16 protein-coding genes and 1 pseudogene are annotated in these 20,320 nt (G+C 40.8%); 13 read left to right on the plus strand and 4 right to left on the minus strand.

Annotation, left to right across the window (positions count from 1 at the left end):
- Positions 1–3: 3 nt before the first annotated feature.
- From FDF36_RS11045 to FDF36_RS11080, 9 genes and pseudogenes are all read left to right on the plus strand, one after another.
- Positions 4–1,797: a RagB/SusD family nutrient uptake outer membrane protein gene (locus FDF36_RS11045; protein WP_220391365.1), complete on the plus strand. Its 1,794-nt coding sequence runs from the start codon at positions 4–6 to the stop codon at positions 1,795–1,797.
- Between the two features lie 101 nt (positions 1,798–1,898).
- Positions 1,899–4,355 (plus strand): outer membrane protein assembly factor BamB family protein, encoded by a 2,457-nt coding sequence (locus tag FDF36_RS11050; RefSeq protein WP_220391366.1) that lies wholly within the window; start codon positions 1,899–1,901, stop codon positions 4,353–4,355.
- A gap of 13 nt (positions 4,356–4,368) precedes the next feature.
- Positions 4,369–5,292 carry an alkaline phosphatase family protein gene (locus tag FDF36_RS11055; RefSeq protein WP_220391367.1) on the plus strand — a complete coding sequence of 308 codons (924 nt, stop codon included), beginning with the start codon at positions 4,369–4,371 and terminating at the stop codon, positions 5,290–5,292.
- A gap of 64 nt (positions 5,293–5,356) precedes the next feature.
- A complete protein-coding gene (locus FDF36_RS11060; RefSeq protein WP_220391368.1) occupies positions 5,357–6,298 on the plus strand; it encodes an endonuclease/exonuclease/phosphatase family protein in 942 nt (313 codons plus the stop codon).
- Positions 6,299–6,325: 27 nt separating this feature from the next.
- Positions 6,326–7,873, plus strand: a complete 1,548-nt coding sequence (locus tag FDF36_RS11065; protein WP_259281415.1) for an arylsulfatase — start codon at positions 6,326–6,328, stop codon at positions 7,871–7,873.
- A 394-nt stretch (positions 7,874–8,267) separates the two neighbouring features.
- The gene (locus tag FDF36_RS11070) at positions 8,268–9,839 is read left to right on the plus strand and encodes a DUF4925 domain-containing protein (protein WP_122330222.1); all 1,572 of its coding nucleotides are present in this window, start codon (positions 8,268–8,270) and stop codon (positions 9,837–9,839) included.
- A gap of 35 nt (positions 9,840–9,874) precedes the next feature.
- Entirely contained in the window at positions 9,875–10,270 is a 396-nt protein-coding gene (locus tag FDF36_RS11075) for a calycin-like domain-containing protein (protein ID WP_005781318.1), read from the plus strand.
- A gap of 147 nt (positions 10,271–10,417) precedes the next feature.
- Positions 10,418–10,555: a hypothetical protein gene (locus FDF36_RS21530; protein WP_005821669.1), complete on the plus strand. Its 138-nt coding sequence runs from the start codon at positions 10,418–10,420 to the stop codon at positions 10,553–10,555.
- Positions 10,554–11,435: pseudogene (locus FDF36_RS11080) on the plus strand (transposase); the annotation flags it as partial. The gene FDF36_RS21530 and the pseudogene FDF36_RS11080, both read left to right, overlap by 2 nt.
- A gap of 426 nt (positions 11,436–11,861) precedes the next feature.
- On the opposite strand, the gene FDF36_RS11085 reads toward FDF36_RS11080, so the two are convergent.
- From FDF36_RS11085 to FDF36_RS11095, 3 genes are all read right to left on the minus strand, one after another.
- The gene (locus tag FDF36_RS11085; RefSeq protein ID WP_005781314.1) at positions 11,862–12,644 is read right to left on the minus strand and encodes a porin family protein; all 783 of its coding nucleotides are present in this window, start codon (positions 12,642–12,644) and stop codon (positions 11,862–11,864) included.
- 10 nt (positions 12,645–12,654) lie between these two features.
- Complete coding sequence (locus FDF36_RS11090; protein WP_005821667.1) at positions 12,655–13,749, minus strand: PCMD domain-containing protein; 1,095 nt, start codon at positions 13,747–13,749, stop codon at positions 12,655–12,657.
- 150 nt (positions 13,750–13,899) lie between these two features.
- Positions 13,900–15,027 carry a glycoside hydrolase family 43 protein gene (locus tag FDF36_RS11095; RefSeq protein WP_220391369.1) on the minus strand — a complete coding sequence of 376 codons (1,128 nt, stop codon included), beginning with the start codon at positions 15,025–15,027 and terminating at the stop codon, positions 13,900–13,902.
- Between the two features lie 175 nt (positions 15,028–15,202).
- Here FDF36_RS11095 and FDF36_RS11100 point away from each other — a divergent pair, with 175 nt between their 5' ends.
- Both FDF36_RS11100 and FDF36_RS11105 read left to right on the plus strand, forming a co-directional pair.
- The gene (locus FDF36_RS11100) at positions 15,203–16,489 is read left to right on the plus strand and encodes an L-cysteine desulfidase family protein (protein ID WP_005808324.1); all 1,287 of its coding nucleotides are present in this window, start codon (positions 15,203–15,205) and stop codon (positions 16,487–16,489) included.
- Positions 16,490–16,597: 108 nt separating this feature from the next.
- The gene (locus FDF36_RS11105; RefSeq protein ID WP_005781307.1) at positions 16,598–17,116 is read left to right on the plus strand and encodes a hypothetical protein; all 519 of its coding nucleotides are present in this window, start codon (positions 16,598–16,600) and stop codon (positions 17,114–17,116) included.
- A gap of 93 nt (positions 17,117–17,209) precedes the next feature.
- On the opposite strand, the gene FDF36_RS11110 is transcribed toward FDF36_RS11105, so the two are convergent.
- Positions 17,210–17,800 (minus strand): FKBP-type peptidyl-prolyl cis-trans isomerase, encoded by a 591-nt coding sequence (locus FDF36_RS11110; protein WP_032539742.1) that lies wholly within the window; start codon positions 17,798–17,800, stop codon positions 17,210–17,212.
- A gap of 327 nt (positions 17,801–18,127) precedes the next feature.
- On the opposite strand from FDF36_RS11110, the gene FDF36_RS11115 reads away from it, so the two are divergent.
- Together FDF36_RS11115 and FDF36_RS11120 are read left to right on the plus strand one after the other, a co-directional pair.
- A complete protein-coding gene (locus tag FDF36_RS11115; protein ID WP_005781301.1) occupies positions 18,128–18,976 on the plus strand; it encodes a helix-turn-helix domain-containing protein in 849 nt (282 codons plus the stop codon).
- Between the two features lie 31 nt (positions 18,977–19,007).
- Entirely contained in the window at positions 19,008–20,315 is a 1,308-nt protein-coding gene (locus FDF36_RS11120; protein ID WP_220391370.1) for an OmpA family protein, read from the plus strand.
- Positions 20,316–20,320: the final 5 nt, after the last annotated feature.

Consider the following 20,320-nt stretch of genomic DNA (forward strand, 5'->3'; position numbering starts at 1 on the left):
GTTATGTGTTCAAAAATAAAACATATATTACTGACTGCGTGCTGTCTGACAGGCGCAGGTCTGATGACAAGTTGCAATGACGGATTCATGGATCGTTTCCCTGAGACCAGTATCACGGAGAAGGTCTTTTTCTCTTCTCCTGCCGATTTGGAAACCTATACCAATGGCATGTACGGATACATTGATGCAAGCTATTCGGATACTCCTTCCGACAATATGCTTTACACGGAAGATACTGATATTTATAAAATGATGCGTGGTGAATATAGACCCGATAACATAGGTAAATGGAGTTGGAAGAATATTCGTACGGTCAATTTTATGTTAGCGAGGACAGACCGTGTGGAGGGTGACCGCGGTGAGATTAATCACTACATCGGGCTGGCACGTATGTTTCGTGCATTAATCTATTATTCAAAGGTGAAAGACTATTCGGATGTGCCATGGTATAGCCATGACCTGCAAACGACGGACACCGAGTTACTATATAAGTCACAGGATCCTCGTTCCCTGGTCGTAGATTCCATAATGGCCGATCTTGATTTTGCCGTGACCCACATGAAAACAAACAATAGTACGACCCGTATTTACCGGAATGCTGCTTTGGCTATACAGGCGCGGATTGCTTTGCATGAAGGGACATTCCGTAAATATCATCCCGAGTTGAAACTGAATGATGGCGACCGTTTCCTGAAAATAGCGGTGGAGGCCTGCCGGAAGATTATGGACACAAAACATTACAGTCTGTCGACTTCCAAAGAGAGTGGCCTGCCTGCCTATCAGTCACTTTTCTGTAGTGCGGATCTTACGCAAAACCCGGAAATGATTCTGGTGGCTGATTACGATAAAGCATTAGGACACCTGCACAATGCCCAGGCTCAGTTTGACTATAATACGGGACTTTCTCGTAGTCTGATGGAAGATTATTTAGTCGTTGAGGACGGACAAACCAAATATTTTCATGAAGTGGAAGGTTACCGGACCAAGACGGTACTGGAGATCTTTGAGAATCGGGACCCTCGTCTGGAGCAGACTTTTATGAAACCGGGTGTCCTGAACGTGGGTACTACCGAGCCTCACCGGGCTAAACTGAATCTGGGTGGATATCCGCAGATCAAATTCCGTCCGTTGACATTCGATCAGATGGATTGGGGAAAATCTTATACTGATTTACCTATTATTCGTTACGCTGAAATTTTGCTGATATATGCTGAGGCAAAGGCCGAATTGGGTACGCTGACACAAGATGATGTCAATAATACAATCAATCTGATCAGGCAGCGTGCCGGTATGCCGGATGCTTCGTTGGACGACTGGCTGGCTAATATTGATCCGGTACAGGAAGAACGTTATTCCAATGTACAGTCTTCACAAAAAGGTGCTGTGCTGGAAGTGCGCCGTGAACGCAGAATCGAATTGGCATGCGAAGGGTTCAGATATGGTGATTTAATGCGTTGGGGATGTGGAAAGTTGTTTGAGACTGCTCCGGAAGGGGCGTATATTCCGGGAATGGGCTATTATGATGTAACAGGTGATGGTACACCGGACATTGCGGTAGTGGAAAAGAAAGTGGATGTAGATAAGATACCTGAGGAGGACAAGCAAAAGTATAAATTGACGGTTTATGCTTTGGAAGGTAATACGATTGGGCTCACCGAAGGGACAAAAGGCCATATCTACCTGATAGCCCAACATGGTAAGTATACTTTTGTATCTCCGAAATATTATTATTATCCGGTTGCTACCAAAGATATTACTGTTAACGAAAACCTCTATCAGAATCCATTCTGGGAATAGGTTTATCATATCGAAAACAGAAAGGCTACTCCGGCAGTAGCGGGAGAAGCCTGCTGTTTTCGTTAAGAGACAAAACTGATTAATATAGTAAAACAATAAATATGTTGAAATTATTTGTAGGTATAGCGGCTTTATTCCTGGGAGTTGGCAGTTCTGCTTTCGCACAGATAGAAGGCGGGGTTTATATCGACATAAACAGAAACGGCATTCGTGATGCCGGAGAGAAAGGGATCAAGGGGATCTGTGTGCAAGATGGGCTCCATGTGGTGCAAACGGCGGAAGATGGTAGCTTTACACTTCCGGGACATAAAGACACCCGGTTTATCACTTTGACCGTGCCCGATGGATTTCAGGCATCTGCTTCCCATTATTTACCTTTCGACGGGACCGGGAAAAAGTATGAACTGGGAATTTGCAAGAGTCCGGTAAGGACAGGAAATGGATATTCGTTTGTACAAATCACAGATACAGAGACATCCCTGTATGGTGACTGGATAGACAATCTGAAAGAGTATGTGAAAACAAATCCGACTGCTTTTATCATCCATACGGGTGATATTTGTTATGAAGCCCATCAGGATTTTCACGGACGTTATCTTCGTTCTGAGGATTTAGGGGTTCCGACTTATTATTGTGTGGGTAATCATGATTTGCGTGCCGGAAGGTATGGTGAAGAGTTATGGCAGAGTCATTTCGGTCCTTCATGGTATTCGTTCGACGTTGGTAATGTGCATTATGTGGTTACTCCGATGCTGGGTGGTGATCATGCACCCTCGTACAGGCGTGCTGATATCATCCGTTGGTTGAAGAATGACCTTGCACAAATAAATAGAGATAAAAGGGTCGTTTTATTTAATCACGACTTATGGTTTTGGGGAGACGATTTGCTCTTCAAGGATAAAAACGGCGAACAGATAGACTTTGCGGATTATAATCTGGACGCCATGATTTACGGACACTGGCACAATCATTATTATAAGCAGTTGAAGTCGGGACTTCAGACCTACTGCTCATCCACTCCGGATAAAGGAGGAATCGATCACGGAACGTCCTGTTTCAGGATTTATCATGCTGATACCAAAGGTAAACTCAGTTCGGAAACCCGTTATACTTATATCGATGGAATCTTGACTTCTGCTTATCCGGCAGAAGGTGAAATGGTTTCTGTCTCTGATGGTAAAATGACAGTTCGGATTAATGCTTATCGTACGGTGTCGTACGCAAAAAAAGTAACGGCTTCTGTTGAACGGAACGGGAAAATCATATCGTCTGTCACATTGTTACCCGAAACAGACTGGGAATGGAGTGGAACAATCCGTGTGTCCGATGGCAAGCAACGCTTGTTGGTGGCTGCCGAGTTTGAGGATGGAACCCGTTTGACGAAAAGGGTGGATTACACCGTAACCGGGCAGCCGGCTGCTTCGGCTGTGACATCCGCCATTTGGGCGGGACTTCGTGGAAATGCCGCCCACAATCAACTGGTGAATGACACAGTGTCTTTGCCCCTGCAAACCAACTGGGTCCGAAATGCAGGCAGCAATATTTATATGTGTTCGCCCATAGTGGCACAGAATAAAGTGTTTATAGGAACCATTGACGATGATAGGGCAGAGAAATGCTTTATAAAAGCCTATGATGCTGCAACAGGAGGTCTTTGCTGGACTTTCAGTGCTTCTAATTCGATAAAGAATACCATTGCTTATGAAGACGGGCGCGTGTTTGCTTCGGATGCTTCGGGGATGCTTTACGCCATAGATGCAGAAAAAGGAACGGTTTGTTGGCAAACACAGTTGCCGGTTTCTCTATTGCCACTTCTTGATGAAGGCTTGGCGGTTGTCGATGGTGTGGTGTATGCCGGGCATGCAAAAGGAACTTGTGCCGTACGGACCGCCGATGGAAGGATCTTGTGGCAGAACAAATCCTGGGATGGAGGTGAGGGAACCACTTCTACTTTGACTGTAGGTGCAGGAGTATTAGTGGCGTCCGCACATTGGAACGGACTCTTCGGACATGACATCAATGACGGTACTTTACTGTGGAAGAAGCGTGACAGTAAAATTCGTTTCCGTGACGGATCGGCAACTTTTTACGATGGTAATTTCTATCTGGCCTCATGTGAGAATTTATATGTGATCAACCCACGCTCCGGAGATATTCTGAAAATGGCGGAAACTTCTTATGATTTTAATTCGGCCTGCGCTCCGCTTGTAACGGATAAATATCTGGTTGTTTCCACTTCCAATAAAGGAGTGGTTGCATTTGACCGACTCACTTTTAAAGAGGTCTGGAACTATCGTACCGGAACAAGCCTTTTCTATACTGTCCCTTATTCTCATAGCCATGAATGCACAGTCGAAGTTTCGCCTGTACTTGTGGGAGCAACCGTTTTCTTTGGGGCCAGTGACGGGTATTTGCATGCCGTTGACTTGGATACAGGCGCCTATCGTGGAAAACGTGCTTTGGGAGCTCCGGTATTCTCGAGTGTGGCAGTAAGCGGTAACTGTCTGTTCGTTGCCGATTTTGGAGGTAATATTTATAATTTTAGGTTACACGATTAATTGTATATACAAAATGAAAAAGATTTCGATATTATTCATATTTTCTGTGATTTTTAGTTTATTTGCCGGTGAAGTAAATGCAGCCGGTCCCCGTTTGAAGAAACATCCGAAGCATGTAGTATTAATTGCTTTTGACGGTTTAAGTGCCGTTGCTATCCGCAATCATCCCATGCCCAATTTCAACCGGTTGATGGAAGAAGGGGCTTATACATTGAACAACCGTTCGATTCTGCCATCATCGAGTGCTCCAAACTGGGCCTCTATGTTTTCCGGAGCCGGACCGGAACTTCATGGATATACGACCTGGGGAAGCAAGACACCCGAGATTCCTCCTTTTATAACCAATCAATACGGTCGTTTTCCGGGACTTTACGGATTGATACGCGATACATATCCTAAAGCGGAGGTAGGCTATATTTATGAATGGGATGGAATGAGATATCTGGTTGATTCGCTTGCTATTAACTACTTCGTACATGCTCCGCAAACAAAGGAACATCCTAAGGGAGCGACACAATTCGCCGTGAATTATCTGAAAGAGAAAAAGCCTATGTATTGTGCCGTTATATTTGAATATCCTGATCACACCGGACACAGCTACAAGTGGGAATCCAAAGAGTATTATGAAAAGCTCGATGAATTGGACGGTTATTTAGGTGAAATAGTAGCAGCCATTGAAGAAGCCGGTATGATGGATGATACTGTAATTATACTGACTGCGGATCATGGCGGAATCGGTACTAATCATGGCGGAAAAACTCTCAATGAAATGGAGACCCCGCTTGTATTTTATGGAAAGGGTGTGAAAAAGAACTATAAGATAACTGAGAGTACAATGGTGATTGATGTGGCTGCAACGGAAGCTTGGTTGCTGGGGGTTGAGCCTCACGAAGCCTGGTTGGGCAATCCGGTAACGACAGCATTCTTTACTAAATAATTAAAATGTACTTATCCAATGGGGGAAATAGCCCCATTGGATGATACTTGTATAAAAGATTGATATGAAAAGATTTATATATATGCTAATTGCGTCTTTGGCAATTAGCTTTGTTTCTTGCACACCTGTGGAACGTGCCAAGGAGAAGGAATTAAAAGTTTTGTCATGGAATGTATGGCATGCAGGGCATGCTAAAAACTATCCCGAAAAGGGCTGTGAAGGAACTATAGGGATTCTGAAAAAGAGTCAGGCGGATGTTATTTTGATGATTGAGACTTATGGTGCGGCTCCAATGGTGGCGGACTCTTTGGGATATGATTACGTATTGTTATCAGACAATCTGTGCATTTATAGTCGCTATCCGATAAAGAAAACGTATCTTTTTCCTGATTCCATTTCTGCATTCAATTTTGGAGGAGTCGAAATAGATATGGATGGTACGCCGGTCCGTTTATTCGATACCTGGCTGCATTATTTACCCGATATGCGATTAGTGCCTACAGAGCAATCAGAAGCCGATATTTTGGCTTGGGACGATGCCGGGACACGAGATGATGAAATACGCCGCATACTTTCTGTTTTGCAACCGATGATTCGTCAGACTGACAGTATTCCTATGATTATGGGTGGAGATTTCAATGTACATTCCCATCTTGACTGGACAGATACCACGAAAGATATGTATAGCCATGGTGGTGCCGTTGTGGGATGGACTGTTTCTAAAGAGATGCAAAACGCAGGTTTCAAGGACAGCTTTCGTGAAATTCATCCCCAACCCGAAAAGAATATAGGAGCTACCTGGATCTACGATAATGAAGATAAGCCTGTCCGGTCCGACCGTATTGATTTTATCTATTATCAAGGTAGGACTATTCGTGCGGTGACGTCTGAATCTTATAACCAGGAGCTGACTAAACCTCTGGAGTTTATGGGAGAAAAATTCTTTTATCCTTCCGATCACGGTTTTGTATTGACTACTTTTAAAGTGTCATCGTTGGAAAAATAGTGTCGGATTATCATATATTGAATTTTTATGAATATTAGATTTGTATGTTCTGCATTGTTGGTACAAACAGCAGGACTCCAGATGGTGTATGCGGGGAATAAGGTTACCGATTCTGCTCGTCCCAATATTATTTTTGTGCTTGCGGATGATTTGGGTTATGGAGATCTGGGATGTTTCGGACAGAAGCGGATCGAAACTCCCCATATAGACCGTTTGGCTGCCGAAGGAATGGTATTCAGTAATTATTATACCGGATCTCCGGTTTCGGCTGCTGCCCGTTGTGTTCTTTTGACAGGAAAACACAGTGGTCATTGTGGCATCAGGGGGAATGATGAAGCTCCGGAACGTGGTAGAGTATGGGATTTTCTTGCGGCTGAGCGCGATTCAACCTTAGAAGGTCAACGCGGATTGCCATCCGGTACGAAAACATTTGTGTCAATTTTGAAGGAAGGAGGATATCGTACAGGGATAGTAGGAAAGTGGGGATTGGGTGCTCCGGGTACTGAAAGCCTGCCTTTGAATCATGGTTTTGACTTCTTCTATGGTTATAATTGTCAGCGTCAGGCACACACTTACTTTCCATTGCATTTGTATCGGAATGAACAGAGGGAGTATTTGGCAAATGATACGGTGATACCGCATACCAAACTTGACCCCGGAGCCGATCCTTTGAGCCTGAGCAGCTATGATAAGTTAATCTCACATGTTTATTCGCCCGATAAAATTCAGGAAGAAGCATTGCGTTTTATGGAGGAGAACAAAACACAACCCTTTTTTCTTTACTACGCTACTCCTTTGCCACATGTTCCAATTCAGGCCCCTCAACGTTTGATTGATCATTATGTCAGGAAATTTGGTGACGAGTCCCCTTATTTAGGACAGGCCGATTACTTTCCGGCACGTTATCCACATGCCGGATATGCGGCAATGGTGACTTACATCGATGAGAAGGTAGGTGAGATTGTAGATTTTTTAAAGAAGAAGGGATTGTATGAAAATACAGTCATTATCATTTCAAGTGATAATGGCCCGACCTTTAATGGTGGAGTCGATTCGCCCTGGTTCCGGAGTGGAGGTCCTTTCCGTTCGGAATATGGATGGGGAAAGTGCTTTTTGCGTGAAGGAGGAATCCGTGTACCGCTGATTGTAACATGGAAAGGACATATCCGGACAGGAGCACCCACTACATTACCATGTACATCTTATGATTTTTACTCAACGATATGTGAACTGGCAGGTGTGAATCCGGCCACAGAGACCGATGGAATCAGTTTTTATCCGACTTTAATGGAGAGTGGAGATCAAATGAAGCATTCTTATCTCTATTGGGAGTTTATGGACATAGAAGGACAGCAGGCTGTACGTATGGGCAAATGGAAAGGATTGCGTAATGGACTGAAAAGAGGAAATATGAAGATCGAGCTATACGATCTGGAAACAGATTCTTGTGAACAGAGGGATGTTGCCCCTAAGCATCCTGAAATCGTCAAAAAGATTGGTGAGATTATGAAAAAAGAGCATACTGTTCCCGTATATCCTGCATTTCGGGTGAAAGTATTGGACGAATTATATTGATTCTTAAAAAATAGGATAGTCGGTAGTGGCAACTTAGAATGTATATATACGATTATATTATTATGTATAAAGACTGAAAGGGAGTAAGAGATCTTTTTTGATAGAAAGGGACTCTTACCCCTGTCTTTTTATAACCAGTGTAATATAAGTAATTAGCATAAGAAAACTATTCTGCCATTATATTATTAAAGATGATGATTGAGAGATGTTATATCTGATGGATTAGAATCATAGATTGAATTTTTTATGATACGATTTCGGCCAATAAGCAACTTAATCTTAAATTTAGAACATAAAATACGTAAGATAGACCTTGTTTGGATGGAAATAAAGCAGTTACTTTGCTCCGTTTTAGAATAAAGATTAAAAATTACTAACTAAACGTGATTAATTTATGAAGAAAAATTTATTGTATCTCTTCGCACTGATTTGTTCAGTGAGCTTGTTCACTGCTTGTAGTGACGATGATGATAACAGTTGGCAAGAACTTCCTAAAGGTGAAATTAAGGCAGAAAATGTAGATTTCCAGTTGAATGGAGCAAGTACCACGGGAACTGTAAACTTTGAAGCTACAAGTCTTCAGTCTGCAACAGTAGGTTTTAAAAATGTGATTGATGGTTATAGTGATGTAACTGTTGATGTTGCAATGGAAAAACAAGCTGACGGCTCTTTCAAATTCAATGGGACGAAAGATATTATGACTAAACCTGTAACAAGAGAAACGGCTAAACCGACTCCATTGTTAAAGGTTACAGTTGATGGTACAATTACACCTGAAGGTAAGGTTGCCTTGAATGTTAGTGCAACAGGTGCCGGTCTTTATATCGGAACCTACAAAGGTGAAACTTTAGTTTTGACTTATGGAGAAACTGCACTGACAGGTAAAGAAGTAGTGTTTGATGCCACAGATGGTGATAATGTAAGTATCCTTTTGAAGGACGTTATCCCAGGAGAAACAGAAACTACATTGACTGGCGTTCAAGTAGCAAATGGAGGATTCAGTGGAAGCACCAAAACAAATAGTTCTACTATAGAATATACTGGTTATCGCAAAGATAAAGTGTTGACTTTGAACTTGAAAGTGACAATGAATGATCCTAAAGGATGGGCTAAGACATATACTTTGGGAGAATACACTCTTGGTACCTTAGATGTAGATGGTACACCTATGCCTAACTCTGTATTAACAAGTTCTTTATATTCTAACTGGGAGGTTGAGGATGCATATTATTCTACTTTCTTCCCTGCGGTGCTCAGAACTATTGGTGGACTAATTTTGCCTCAAGTTTTGCAGTCTGTAACTCTTGAAGCTGATGGTAATATTTCTGCAAAATATTCTTCAGGTTCTATAACTTTTGAACCAAGTTGGGCAATGGGATTAATTTTTGGTGGTGGAGCACCAGGAGTTGATGTTTTAAATAAATTAATTCCTACTGATGGATGGCAGCAGTCTCCTAAAAATTTAGCTTATTGGTTTCCTAAAGATGATAAACTGTATTTGAAATTAAATGTTCCTGCCATTATTTCTCAGGCAATGGGTAGTAATGCAGAATCGCTTGCTCCGATAATTTCTGAAATTTTAAATGGTGATGCTGCTACTGTTAAGAAACTAATAGGTACAATGTTGAAGGTTGATATGAGTTCTATTAGTGATGAGACATTTGAAATGTTGCTGAGTTGGGTGAATAATGGTGTACCTTTGAATGTAAAAACCACAGATAAGGGGCATACTTATATTTATCTTGATAAAACAGCTTTTGACCCAATTATGGTTGATAAAGAAATGTCTGCTGACTCTTCTGAATTTGGTACTGGATCAGATTTATTTAAGTTGTGGAAGATCATGATGGATGCGAAAATAATTCCAGAGGATGCAGCTGCGGCTATAATTCTTTTAATTGGATTACCACAGAACTGGCCATCTACAACAGGTTTTGATCTGGGATTGGATTTATTAGCTAAATAAATTGTTTGTAGTATATAATGTTAAAACAATAAATAATGAAAAAGATATTTACCTTATTAATGTTACTTTGTACGATAAGTGTGTTTGCAGCAAATGCTGCTGGTACTTATACTGGTAGATTGACGATTTCGGTTGATGGTGGTACCCCAACTGTGAAGGATGGTCAGAATGTAATTGTGACAGAAAGTGATATTGTGACATTAACAATTCCTGATTTTTCTTATTCTGGTTATCCTAAAGCGGATGTTGTTATTACGGCCTCAAAAGATGCTACTGGAAATTTGACTTTGAAAACAATTAAATATGGCTTTTTGAGATTATCTGCGAAATTCGATGATGGTTCAAAGGTTAGTGATAGTAACTGTAATATCTCTTTGGCTATTTCAGCTGTTCTTCAAAAAATAGAGGTTACTTTTGTTGGAACTAAATAAATTGTATAGATAAAAGGAGGATGGTTTAACCGAGGGCACTGAAAAAGTCCTCCTGTCTCCCTTCTATAAAAAATGGCGGTATAAATCCAAGAAAATCTGGATTTATACCGTTTTTTTGTATCTTCGAGTCACCAAAAGAATACCGCCATGTTAGCACCCCAAGAACGTTTGGCTTTTAGTGATTATTCAAGTCTTTATGATTTGATCATCCCTCAGGATAACCTGCTTCGACGTATCAACTCGCTGATAGACTTTTCCTTTGTTTATAATGAGCTCGTTTCCTGACGACGTTCTGGAACATGAACTGACTTATATGCAAACACTGATTGATACATTAAAAGAACAGGAAACCTTCGTCTGCATTCCCCAAATAAAGGAAAAACTGAACCTCTTAAAAGAGACATTGGATGATATCATCGACCATTACACTGTTTCTGAAGATGAGGATGCACGTATCGGGCACAAATCGGAAGAAAGTTCTTTCTTTGGGTATAAGACGCATATCGGAATGACCGAGGAGCGTATCATAACAGCGGCTGTCATAACTTCGGGTGAAAAGGGAGACGGTCCCCAGCTGCCCGCGTTGATTGAACAAAGCCGGAAGAATGGTATCGATGTACAAACAGTGATTGGTGATTCAGCTTATTCGGGAAAGGATAATCTGGAGAAAGCTCGTGATGAACACTTTGAGTTGGTAGCTAAATTGAATCCCAGTATCAGCCAAGGTTTCAGAAAGGAGGAAGGCAAGTTTGATTACAATAAGGATGCCGGCATGTTTGTTTGCCCTGCCGGCCATATAGCTATACGTAGGGCAAAACAAGGGAGAAAGAATGGAGCATGGAATCAGGCGTATACTTATTATTTTGATGTGCATAAGTGTCAATGCTGCTCAAAACGGGAGGGATGTTATAAGCCGGGAGCTAAATCTAAAACCTATTCTGTACCCATAAAAACCGATGAGCAGCAACAACAGATAGAGTTTCAACAAACCGAACGGTTCAAAGAGAAGGCTGCCGAGCGTTATAAGATTGAAGCTAAAAATGCGGAACTGAAACAGGTATATGGATATGACAGGGCGCAGTCCTACGGACTGTCATGTATGAAAATGCAAGGAGCAATGGCTATTTTTGCAGCAAATCTCAAGAGAATACTCAAACTCAGTTAAAGTAAGTGTAATCCATGCCCGTGGAAGACAAACACGGCTTGTATAAAGCAAATTGTGGAGTTATTACCCTTAATATAAGAAAAAGTTGTATGTGAATGAAATGCATCATTCGACATGCAACTTTTTCCAAGAATTTCTAAAAAAAGGATTGGATGCTAAAAAAGATCACTTTTTCAGTGCCCTCGTTTAACCATCCTCCTTTTTTATTATGTAGTATTAATGCTTAGGACTTTTTTGTTAATTGTTTGGGTTGTTGGAATTCAGTGGAATCTATTGTTATGCTTCTTTTTTAAAGTGATATTATCTGTATGTTGTTAGTTTGTCTTCAAAGAAGTGTATTAGAATATTATTGTATAAAAAACTCGTATAAAGTCCAAGGTATTAGGATTTATACGAGCTTACTAAAATGAAATATGTCTTTTTTAATTAAAATGCATATCCAAATCCTACATTTAGATATATGGGATACATATTGAATGTAATTGTTTTGAAGTCTTTTTTAAAGATATCATTTAATCCCCAGACTAAATCTGCGTATACATTTAGATGTTTGAATGCTTTCCATTCGGCACCAGCTTGAAATCCCCATTGAAAATTGCTTAGGTCCTTAGAGAAGTCATAAGGAGCAATTTTATCTCCTTCGAATTCTGCTTTTTCTCCAGTGGGGGTGTCTTTGCGTAGATATCCATCATGCACATGTCCATTGAAGTCACCACTGGTCATAAATGAAACATAAGGACCGGCATTAATTCTAACACGTTGGCTAAGTTTATAAGCGGCTGTTACTGGAATTGAGAAATAAGAACCTCTATATTTAGTTTTTACTTTTCCTGTCCAGTAGCCTGCTAAAAGTTCGCCGCCATCCCCTATAATTTCCATACTGTAATTCTTTACACGTGCTTTGGCTTCCATACCTTTAGTTTCAAGACGTAATCCTAAAGTCATTCCCCATTTAGAGTCTTTACCAAACCATTTGGTTGTATTGCCTTCTATAGCTAAGCATATAGTAGGGCTATACCCTGTGAGTGCACGTATTTCTGCAGGTAATGGGAGTGGTGAAGCACCTCCAACGTTGAAACCTGCTTTTATTTCATATTCAAGCCCATGTAGTGCAGACCAAATAATACCATGATTCCGTTCTTCTTGGGCTTTTAAAGTGTTGATTGTGCCGATAAAAGCGAGCAGGCCTATAAGTATATACTTTTTCATTTTTTCATTTTTACTTGTTAGTGAAATTTAATAGAACCTCATCAATGTAAAGTGTACTTCCTGGAGCACCTTCGAAATGATCTCCGCGTATACTTGAAGAAAATACGATAGCTAAATTATATTTTCCAGCTTTGAGTTTCTCCATATCTATTGATTTACCAGTACGATATTCAAATGGTAGGTCAAACTTAATCCATTCATCAGTTTCTTTTGCATCTTTAATCCGAGCTACTGATACGATATAAGTATTATCTTCTGCCAATACGTTAGTTCCGTCAAGTGTAGACAATTTTTCATCTGTTTCATAAAATACGGCATAAATATCACAGATATCTTTTTTGTTATCTACAGGTTTACCATCTATTTGGAATGACTTTCCTGCCTTATATTTATAATATCCGGTAATTGAAGTTGGAATATTTGAAAAAGGGGTTCCGAATTTGGTTGAACGGAGAATATCGGTAGGCTTTACTTCAAAACTACCTAAGAATAGATTACCCGCTGCAATTGGCATTCCAAGCAACGAGCCCCAATAACCTGTTTCGCAAGTTGTTAGTTTTAAGCATTTCCCTTCGACGCCATTGTTTGCTTGACTTGTTGGATATTCTTCTGCTTTTGCTTTTACACCGGTAAAAGCAAAGCCGGCATTGCCACTTGCCCAAGTCATGGTTTCTTTCCCTTGTGCATCTGTTTCGTAGAAAATATGGTATTTTCCCTCTGAGTCGAACTTAATATTCTCAAAGTGATACATTGTGTTAGTAATACCTGAGAAAGTTACTCCTACTTCATATTTTTTCTTCCATTTTCCATCTTCAGAAGTTACTTCATAATATTGAGGTGTGGTAAAATCAAGTATAGTTCCACTATTAGGGACAATAGAAGCTCCCGGAGTCAAAGTAAACTTAGGTGCTAATGCGGTTATATCTGTTCCTGTTTTTACAATTAATGTAACTTTCTTGTTTTCGATGATGGGATCACGATTGAGAACATCACCCGGTACAGTGCATGCAATGATGTCTGCTTCTGCATTAGGTGCTTCGTCTTGTATGCAAGAAACCATTATAAAGCCCAGAAAGAAACAGGCTATCAGATTCTTTAATTTCATTCGATTCTGTTTTTGATTAATAATCCTTTTTAGTTTAGTTGATTTTTTGTAAACTTGGCTGCAAAGTTAAGTTTCTTTTTTGAAAAGATACATTTGAACCCCTACAATACAACATTTTATAACGGTCATAATGTTCAGAATGGTGCGTTTTTAGTCTAAAGTCCATGAATCTTTCCATTTGATAACAGGTTTTTCGCCTTCAAAATAAATTGGAAGCCAAATATAACGTCCGTCTATTGCATTTTGGGGTGTCCAACGGTCGCCCATGTATATAAATTGGTCTTTCTTACCCCGCACCGGAAGAATATAAGTACTTTGCGAATGGAAAGTCAAACTCGCATCCTGACCTACGCAGGGATTCCCTAATTCTTTCCATTCTCCCCAAATGGAAGAAGCTATTGCAGACCGTGCCGCATTAGGATTCCATCCGGTGCATCCGGACATGATAAGGTAATAGTTACCATCCTTCTTAAACATGGCGGGAGCCTCCATAAATCGGTTGATAAAAATTCGGGTGTACTTTCCTGTATAGCCGGTATAAGATGAATCAAGTTCGGCAATATGTAAGGTGCTGTTTTCTTCGGAAGAATAGATGTGATAGGCTTTGCCGTCATCATCGACAAACAGATTCATATCACGTGCCATCTGTCCCCGTTCCATATCGCGTCCCAATATATTGAGGCTGTCGGGATGTGCAGGAAGACTACCACCTGTGCATTGACGTTCTTCTACGATAGAAGGTCTGCGGGCGGTTTTATGGATCGGCAGTACGTTGACAGGCCATGAACCTGCATTGGGGCGGACGGCTTTTAAGAAGGTGTAAGGACCTGTCACCCGGTCACTCACGGCGATTCCGCTTAAAGCTCCCGAATATCCGGCTCCTTTGGGCTCGAGATGGAACCACATGACATATTTTTTAGTGTGAGGGTTGTATATGACTTTGGGACGCTCAAGGATACATCCTTTAGAAATGATATGTTCGGGGTTATTTTCGATCACTGACAGTGCTATTCCACAATCATTCCAATGATATAGGTTATCGGAAGAGTAGCAATGCACTCCTACATTGGCAACGTTGCCGGTTTCACCTTCTGTTTTGTGTTCGCCAAACCAATAGTAGGTTCCGTTATCGTACAAAATACCTCCACCATGTGCGTTGATATGGACCTGATGATTGTCCGGCCATATTTTTCCGGGAGTGAAGGATTGCCCTTTGGCTGTTTGCGAGAAAAGAAAACATAACAGAAAGAGGGCTTTTAGTGTAAATCCTTTATTCATTGCTCTTTTTTATTAAGTATTTGTAATTGAGAGACAAAGATACATGATAATTCTTAAATAACCAGTAAACCGATTGTAAAACTCTTAACTTGTCCGGGTGGGATATTCTTTAGTTAAATGAATGGTTTATAAGAGGATATTTCCTACTTTTGTGCAAAATATAAACCTTGAATAGATGACTGAGTCAGAAAGAAAACAGATAATTGCTTTAGTGCAGCGGGAAGTGATTCCGGCTATCGGATGTACAGAGCCGATTGCAGTTGCGCTGTGTGTAGCAAAGGCTACAGAAACCTTAGGAGCTAAACCGGAAAAAATAAAAGTATTATTGAGTGCTAACATCCTGAAGAATGCGATGGGAGTGGGAATTCCCGGTACGGGGATGATTGGGTTGCCTATTGCAGTGGCTCTGGGAGCGTTGATCGGAAAGTCGGATTATCAACTTGAAGTGTTGAAAGACAGCTCTCCGGAAGCTGTGGAAGAAGGGAAGAAGTTGATTGATGAAAAGCGTATCTGTATTTCGCTGAAGGAAAACATTACGGAGAAACTTTACATAGAGGTGATGTGTGAAGCCGGTGGAGAGCAGGCAACAGCTATTATTTCCGGGGGACATACTACATTTGTTTATGTAGCCAAAGGAGATGAAATACTATTAAATAAACAGCAGGTTTCCGGTGAAGAAGAGGAAGAAGAGGAACTGGAACTCACTCTGCGGAAAGTGTATGACTTTGCACTGACTGCTCCGCTGGATGAAATCCGTTTTATTCTTGAAACGGCAAGGCTTAACAAGAAAGCTGCCGAACAGTCTTTTCAGGGAGATTATGGTCACGCATTGGGCAAGATGCTTCGCGGAACCTATGAACATAAGATTATGGGCGACAGTGTGTTTTCACATATTCTTTCGTATACATCGGCTGCTTGTGATGCACGCATGGCAGGAGCGATGATTCCTGTTATGAGTAACTCGGGTAGTGGTAATCAAGGTATTTCTGCTACATTGCCTGTAGTGGTTTATGCCGAAGAAAACGGAAAACCGGAAGAGGAACTGATCCGTGCTTTGATGATGAGTCATTTGACTGTGATTTATATTAAGCAAAGTCTGGGACGTCTTTCTGCACTTTGCGGTTGTGTGGTAGCTGCTACCGGTTCCAGTTGTGGAATCACCTGGTTGATGGGAGGCAGTTATGAGCAAGTGGCTTTTGCTGTTCAAAACATGATAGCCAACCTGACCGGAATGATATGTGACGGTGCGAAACCGAGCTGTGCCTTGAAGGTGACGACAGGAGTGTCAACAGCTGTGTTGTCCGCTGTAATGGCTATGGAGAATCGCTGCGTAACTTCGGTAGAAGGAATTATTGATGAAGATGTTGATCAAAGTATCCGCAATTTGACGCGGATTGGATCTCAGGGGATGAATGAAACAGATAAGGTGGTGCTTGATATTATGACCCATAAAGGGTGCTAATGTTAAACAATGTGTTAAAAACCAGAAGATAAGCAGTAAAAGGCTAATTCTTTCATTTTCTTGATATAAAGAACTTTGACGGAATGACGAACTATTAATGCTGAATATATGAAAAATTACTTTGTATGGTTGCTTCTATTGCTTCCGCTTCTGGCAACCGGTTGTTATGGAGAAGAAGAGAAAGAGGACGGCCCGGGGGATTATATCTGGGATTTCATAAACTATAATATTTATTTTTCGGTGAAGGATGCTGCCGGGGCTAACCTGTTGGACCCGCAGGTTTCATCAAATTTATTGGCTAATGAAATTACGGTGGAATACGAAGGTAAGACCTTTCCGCTGGAAAACTCTGTGGATACGCGGTTTAATATGCCCCGCTCTTTAGGATTAAGAAAAGAGCTACTGGGTAAAGAGAAAAAGCGTGTTCTTTCTTTTGGTGAGTTTTCTCCGGAACATCAATATAAGGGAGAGACTTTTACGATCCATTGGGGAGACGGGACAAAAGACGTGGTGAAATTTGACTTATACATCACCTGGAAGAAACAGGATCCTACGATACATAAGAAACTTTATTTGAATGGTAAGGAATACAGTGAGGACTCTTTTTTGATAGAGATCGTGAAATAGGTGTGCTATACACATTTTGATATAATAAAACGGTGAACATACCATGCATGTGCAGTATGTTCACCGTTTTTTATTTTATAGATAATCGCTCAATTAATGGCAATGCCCGCAACCGCAGCTGTCTCCACAGCTATCTCCGCAGTCGTCACCGCAACCGTCACCACAACTTCCGCAGCTGCAACCACCTTCACCGGTCATCATTTTAACCATTTCCTGGATTTCTTCGTTTGTAGCCGGACGGCTTTCAACAACTTCACCCGCGAAAGTCAAATCTTCACCTGCCAACGGATGGTTCATATCCATTACCACAGTGTCGGCTTTTACCTCAACTACGCTACCGTTCAGGCGCTGGCCTTCTGAATTCATCAGAGGGATGATATTTCCCGGATAGATATGTTCGTTATCGAATTTTCCGTCAATCTCAAAGATGTTTTTCGGAAGATCAATCACATGTTCTTCATCATATTCACCGTAAGCTTCGGCAAAAGGAATGGTAAATTCAAACTTATCTCCTTTATTGAGGTTTGCTATCTGTGATTCAAAAGCTTCAAGCGTAGTACCCAAACCGGAAATGAACTGAAAGGGATGTTCGGCTGTTGCTTCTTCTACTAAATCTTTTTTGCCATCTTCTGTTGTATACAGTTTGTAAGCTACAGTGATGTACTTGTTTTCTGCTGTTTCCATCTGTTCTTTATAATGTTATTAATAAAATTCGGATTTTCCGTGGGGACAAAGATACGAATTAATCATCAGAGATTTGTGGACTGGTATGGAGTTTATTCTTTCGTAGTAGAAATTAATACCTGTTGGCTGATAGGCGGTGATTTTATGAAAATAAGGAATGCCATGTCTCAATTTTACTTAAATGAAAAAAAGTATTTTATTTCGTTATTATATATAACAAAATAAATAAAATGTATAAACGGATTGAGTTGTCAAAGGGTTTTCTTTGTATTATTTATTAATAAGATGTTAGTGTGTCTTTTGTTTTTTTACAACATACATAAACCTATGAAAACCTTACTGGACAATTTATCTTCTGATTTACTGCAAAATCAGGTCTTTCAAACAGGATTTAGATTTTTAACCATTGTGAAAGGAAGCCATTTGCCGAAAATGGATAGCAATGTTTTAATTTTTATCATGAGTGGCACTATGAAAGTTTTTTCTGGTGAGAAAGAATTAGCTATTATTGACGAGCGGCATATCTTCTTTTGGGATAAAGAAAATGATCATGTTTGTGAGATGCTTTCAGATACACAAGTCATTCTGTTTGCATTCGGCGATTTAATTGTACATGATTTGCTGACATTTAGGCCTTATGCTTCCTTTCAGGACAAGTCTGCTCTGAAAGGTACAGGACTCAGATTCGCGGAGCCATTGAACTCTTTTCTACAGCTTCTGGTGCTGTATCTGGAGATGAAATTAGATGATGTCTCTTTGTATATAACGAAACGGCAGGAACTGTTTTATATTCTGAATTCTGTTTATAATGAGCAAGAACTTGCAATTTTATTCAGCTCTTTGACGGAACAGTCATCCAAATTCAAAGAACAGATACTGGAAAACTATCTCAGTGCAAAAAATGTAGGCGAGTTGGCCAGTCTGTTAGGATACGGGGTCACCAATTTCCGGGTTAAATTTAAAGAGCAATTCGGAGTATCGGTTTATCGTTGGCTCCTCAATCGGAAATCACAACGGATTATTTATCGCATTACCGTATATGGTGATGAGTTTAGCCAGATTATCGATGACTTTGGGTTTTCGTCTCCTTCACACTTTAATAAATTTTGTAGGTCACAATATGGACTTACACCTTGCGAACTTCGCAAGAAACTGAAAACAAACAATAATTCTTAAATTGGAGCTTATGTTAAAAATTCGTTGTTGTATGGAAACAGAATGTAAAAGAGTCATTCTTTTCCTTTTCTTGTCTCTGCTGTTTTGTAACGGCTTTGCCCAGACAAAAACATCGGTTGGGGCCGATGAACCTCTCAAATCGTATTCCCATTGGTACTTCGGGGCAGAGTATGCTACTCCCTTTTTATTCGGTGATTTTACTTCATTTTCGGCAGATAAAACTTATGTCGGGTCTCAGTTTGGGGGATTTGCAGGCTATCAGATCAATTCGTGGATAGGTATAGAGGTATCCGCACGGACCGGATATACCAGAATGGGCGCAAAATCTTATGCGTCCGATTACCTCCTGAGTGCTGACGGAATGACTTATTATACCAAGCAGGACTTTACTACCTGGAAGTATAAGGATGTGTTTTCGAAAGTACACTTCACCAATCTTGGCTTACAGATGAATCTGAATGTAAATAACTTCTTTGGGCTCAACCGGGGCAACCGGCGTTGGACGGTATTGCTGAGTCCTGCTGTCTATGCACAACGTTTCTCTACGGAGTTAGTAAATAAGGCGGATAAGAGCCCGTTGTCAGGCAAAAAGACTGATGACTGGAACTTTGGAGTAGGGGGAGATCTCTCTTTGCGTTACAAGATTTCACGCGCTTTTGACGTACAGTTGCGTACGGGAATTATATGGGTCAATAATAATAAGATGGATGGTGTGTCGACCCTTATCAAGTCAAAAGACCATTTTATGACGAGTGCCGGGCTTTCCTTGATATGGAAAGTGGGTAAGAAGAAACAAGATAATGTCCTTTATGCCTCAAAGCATGTGACAGATATTGCGGTAAGATATATAGAGGAGCGCGCGGTGAACTTACCCACACCTGTTTGCTGTACGGAGGATTCGATAGAGAAGAACCGGATGAAACAGGAAATAGCTTCCTTAAATATGCAGTTGCAGCAAGCGCAAACGGATGCGAAAGAGAGAGTAGAATCCAATCCGGTGCTGGGATTCAATGAGTTGCCTCCTGTCTACTTTAAGAGGGGATCGGCTTATCTGAATGTAGCTTTATACAAAAATGAATTATCCCGCATTGTGGAAACCCTGAAAAAGTATCCTGATCTGAAAGTCATTCTTTTGGGTTATGCCGATCATACGGGTAATCCGGATATTAATCAAAAAATCTCTTTACAGCGTGCGGAGGTGTTGGCAACTTACCTTGAAAAGAAGGGAATTGACAGCAAACGTATCAACGTGAAAGGAGAGTGTATAGATACGCTTACTTCCGATCCTAACAACTACAGTGTACTTGCCAGGCGGGTTATTGTTGAAATTCAAAAATGAAAACT

It is taken from the genome of Bacteroides fragilis (assembly GCF_019583405.1).
Taxonomy (GTDB): Bacteria; Bacteroidota; Bacteroidia; order Bacteroidales; family Bacteroidaceae; genus Bacteroides; species Bacteroides fragilis_B.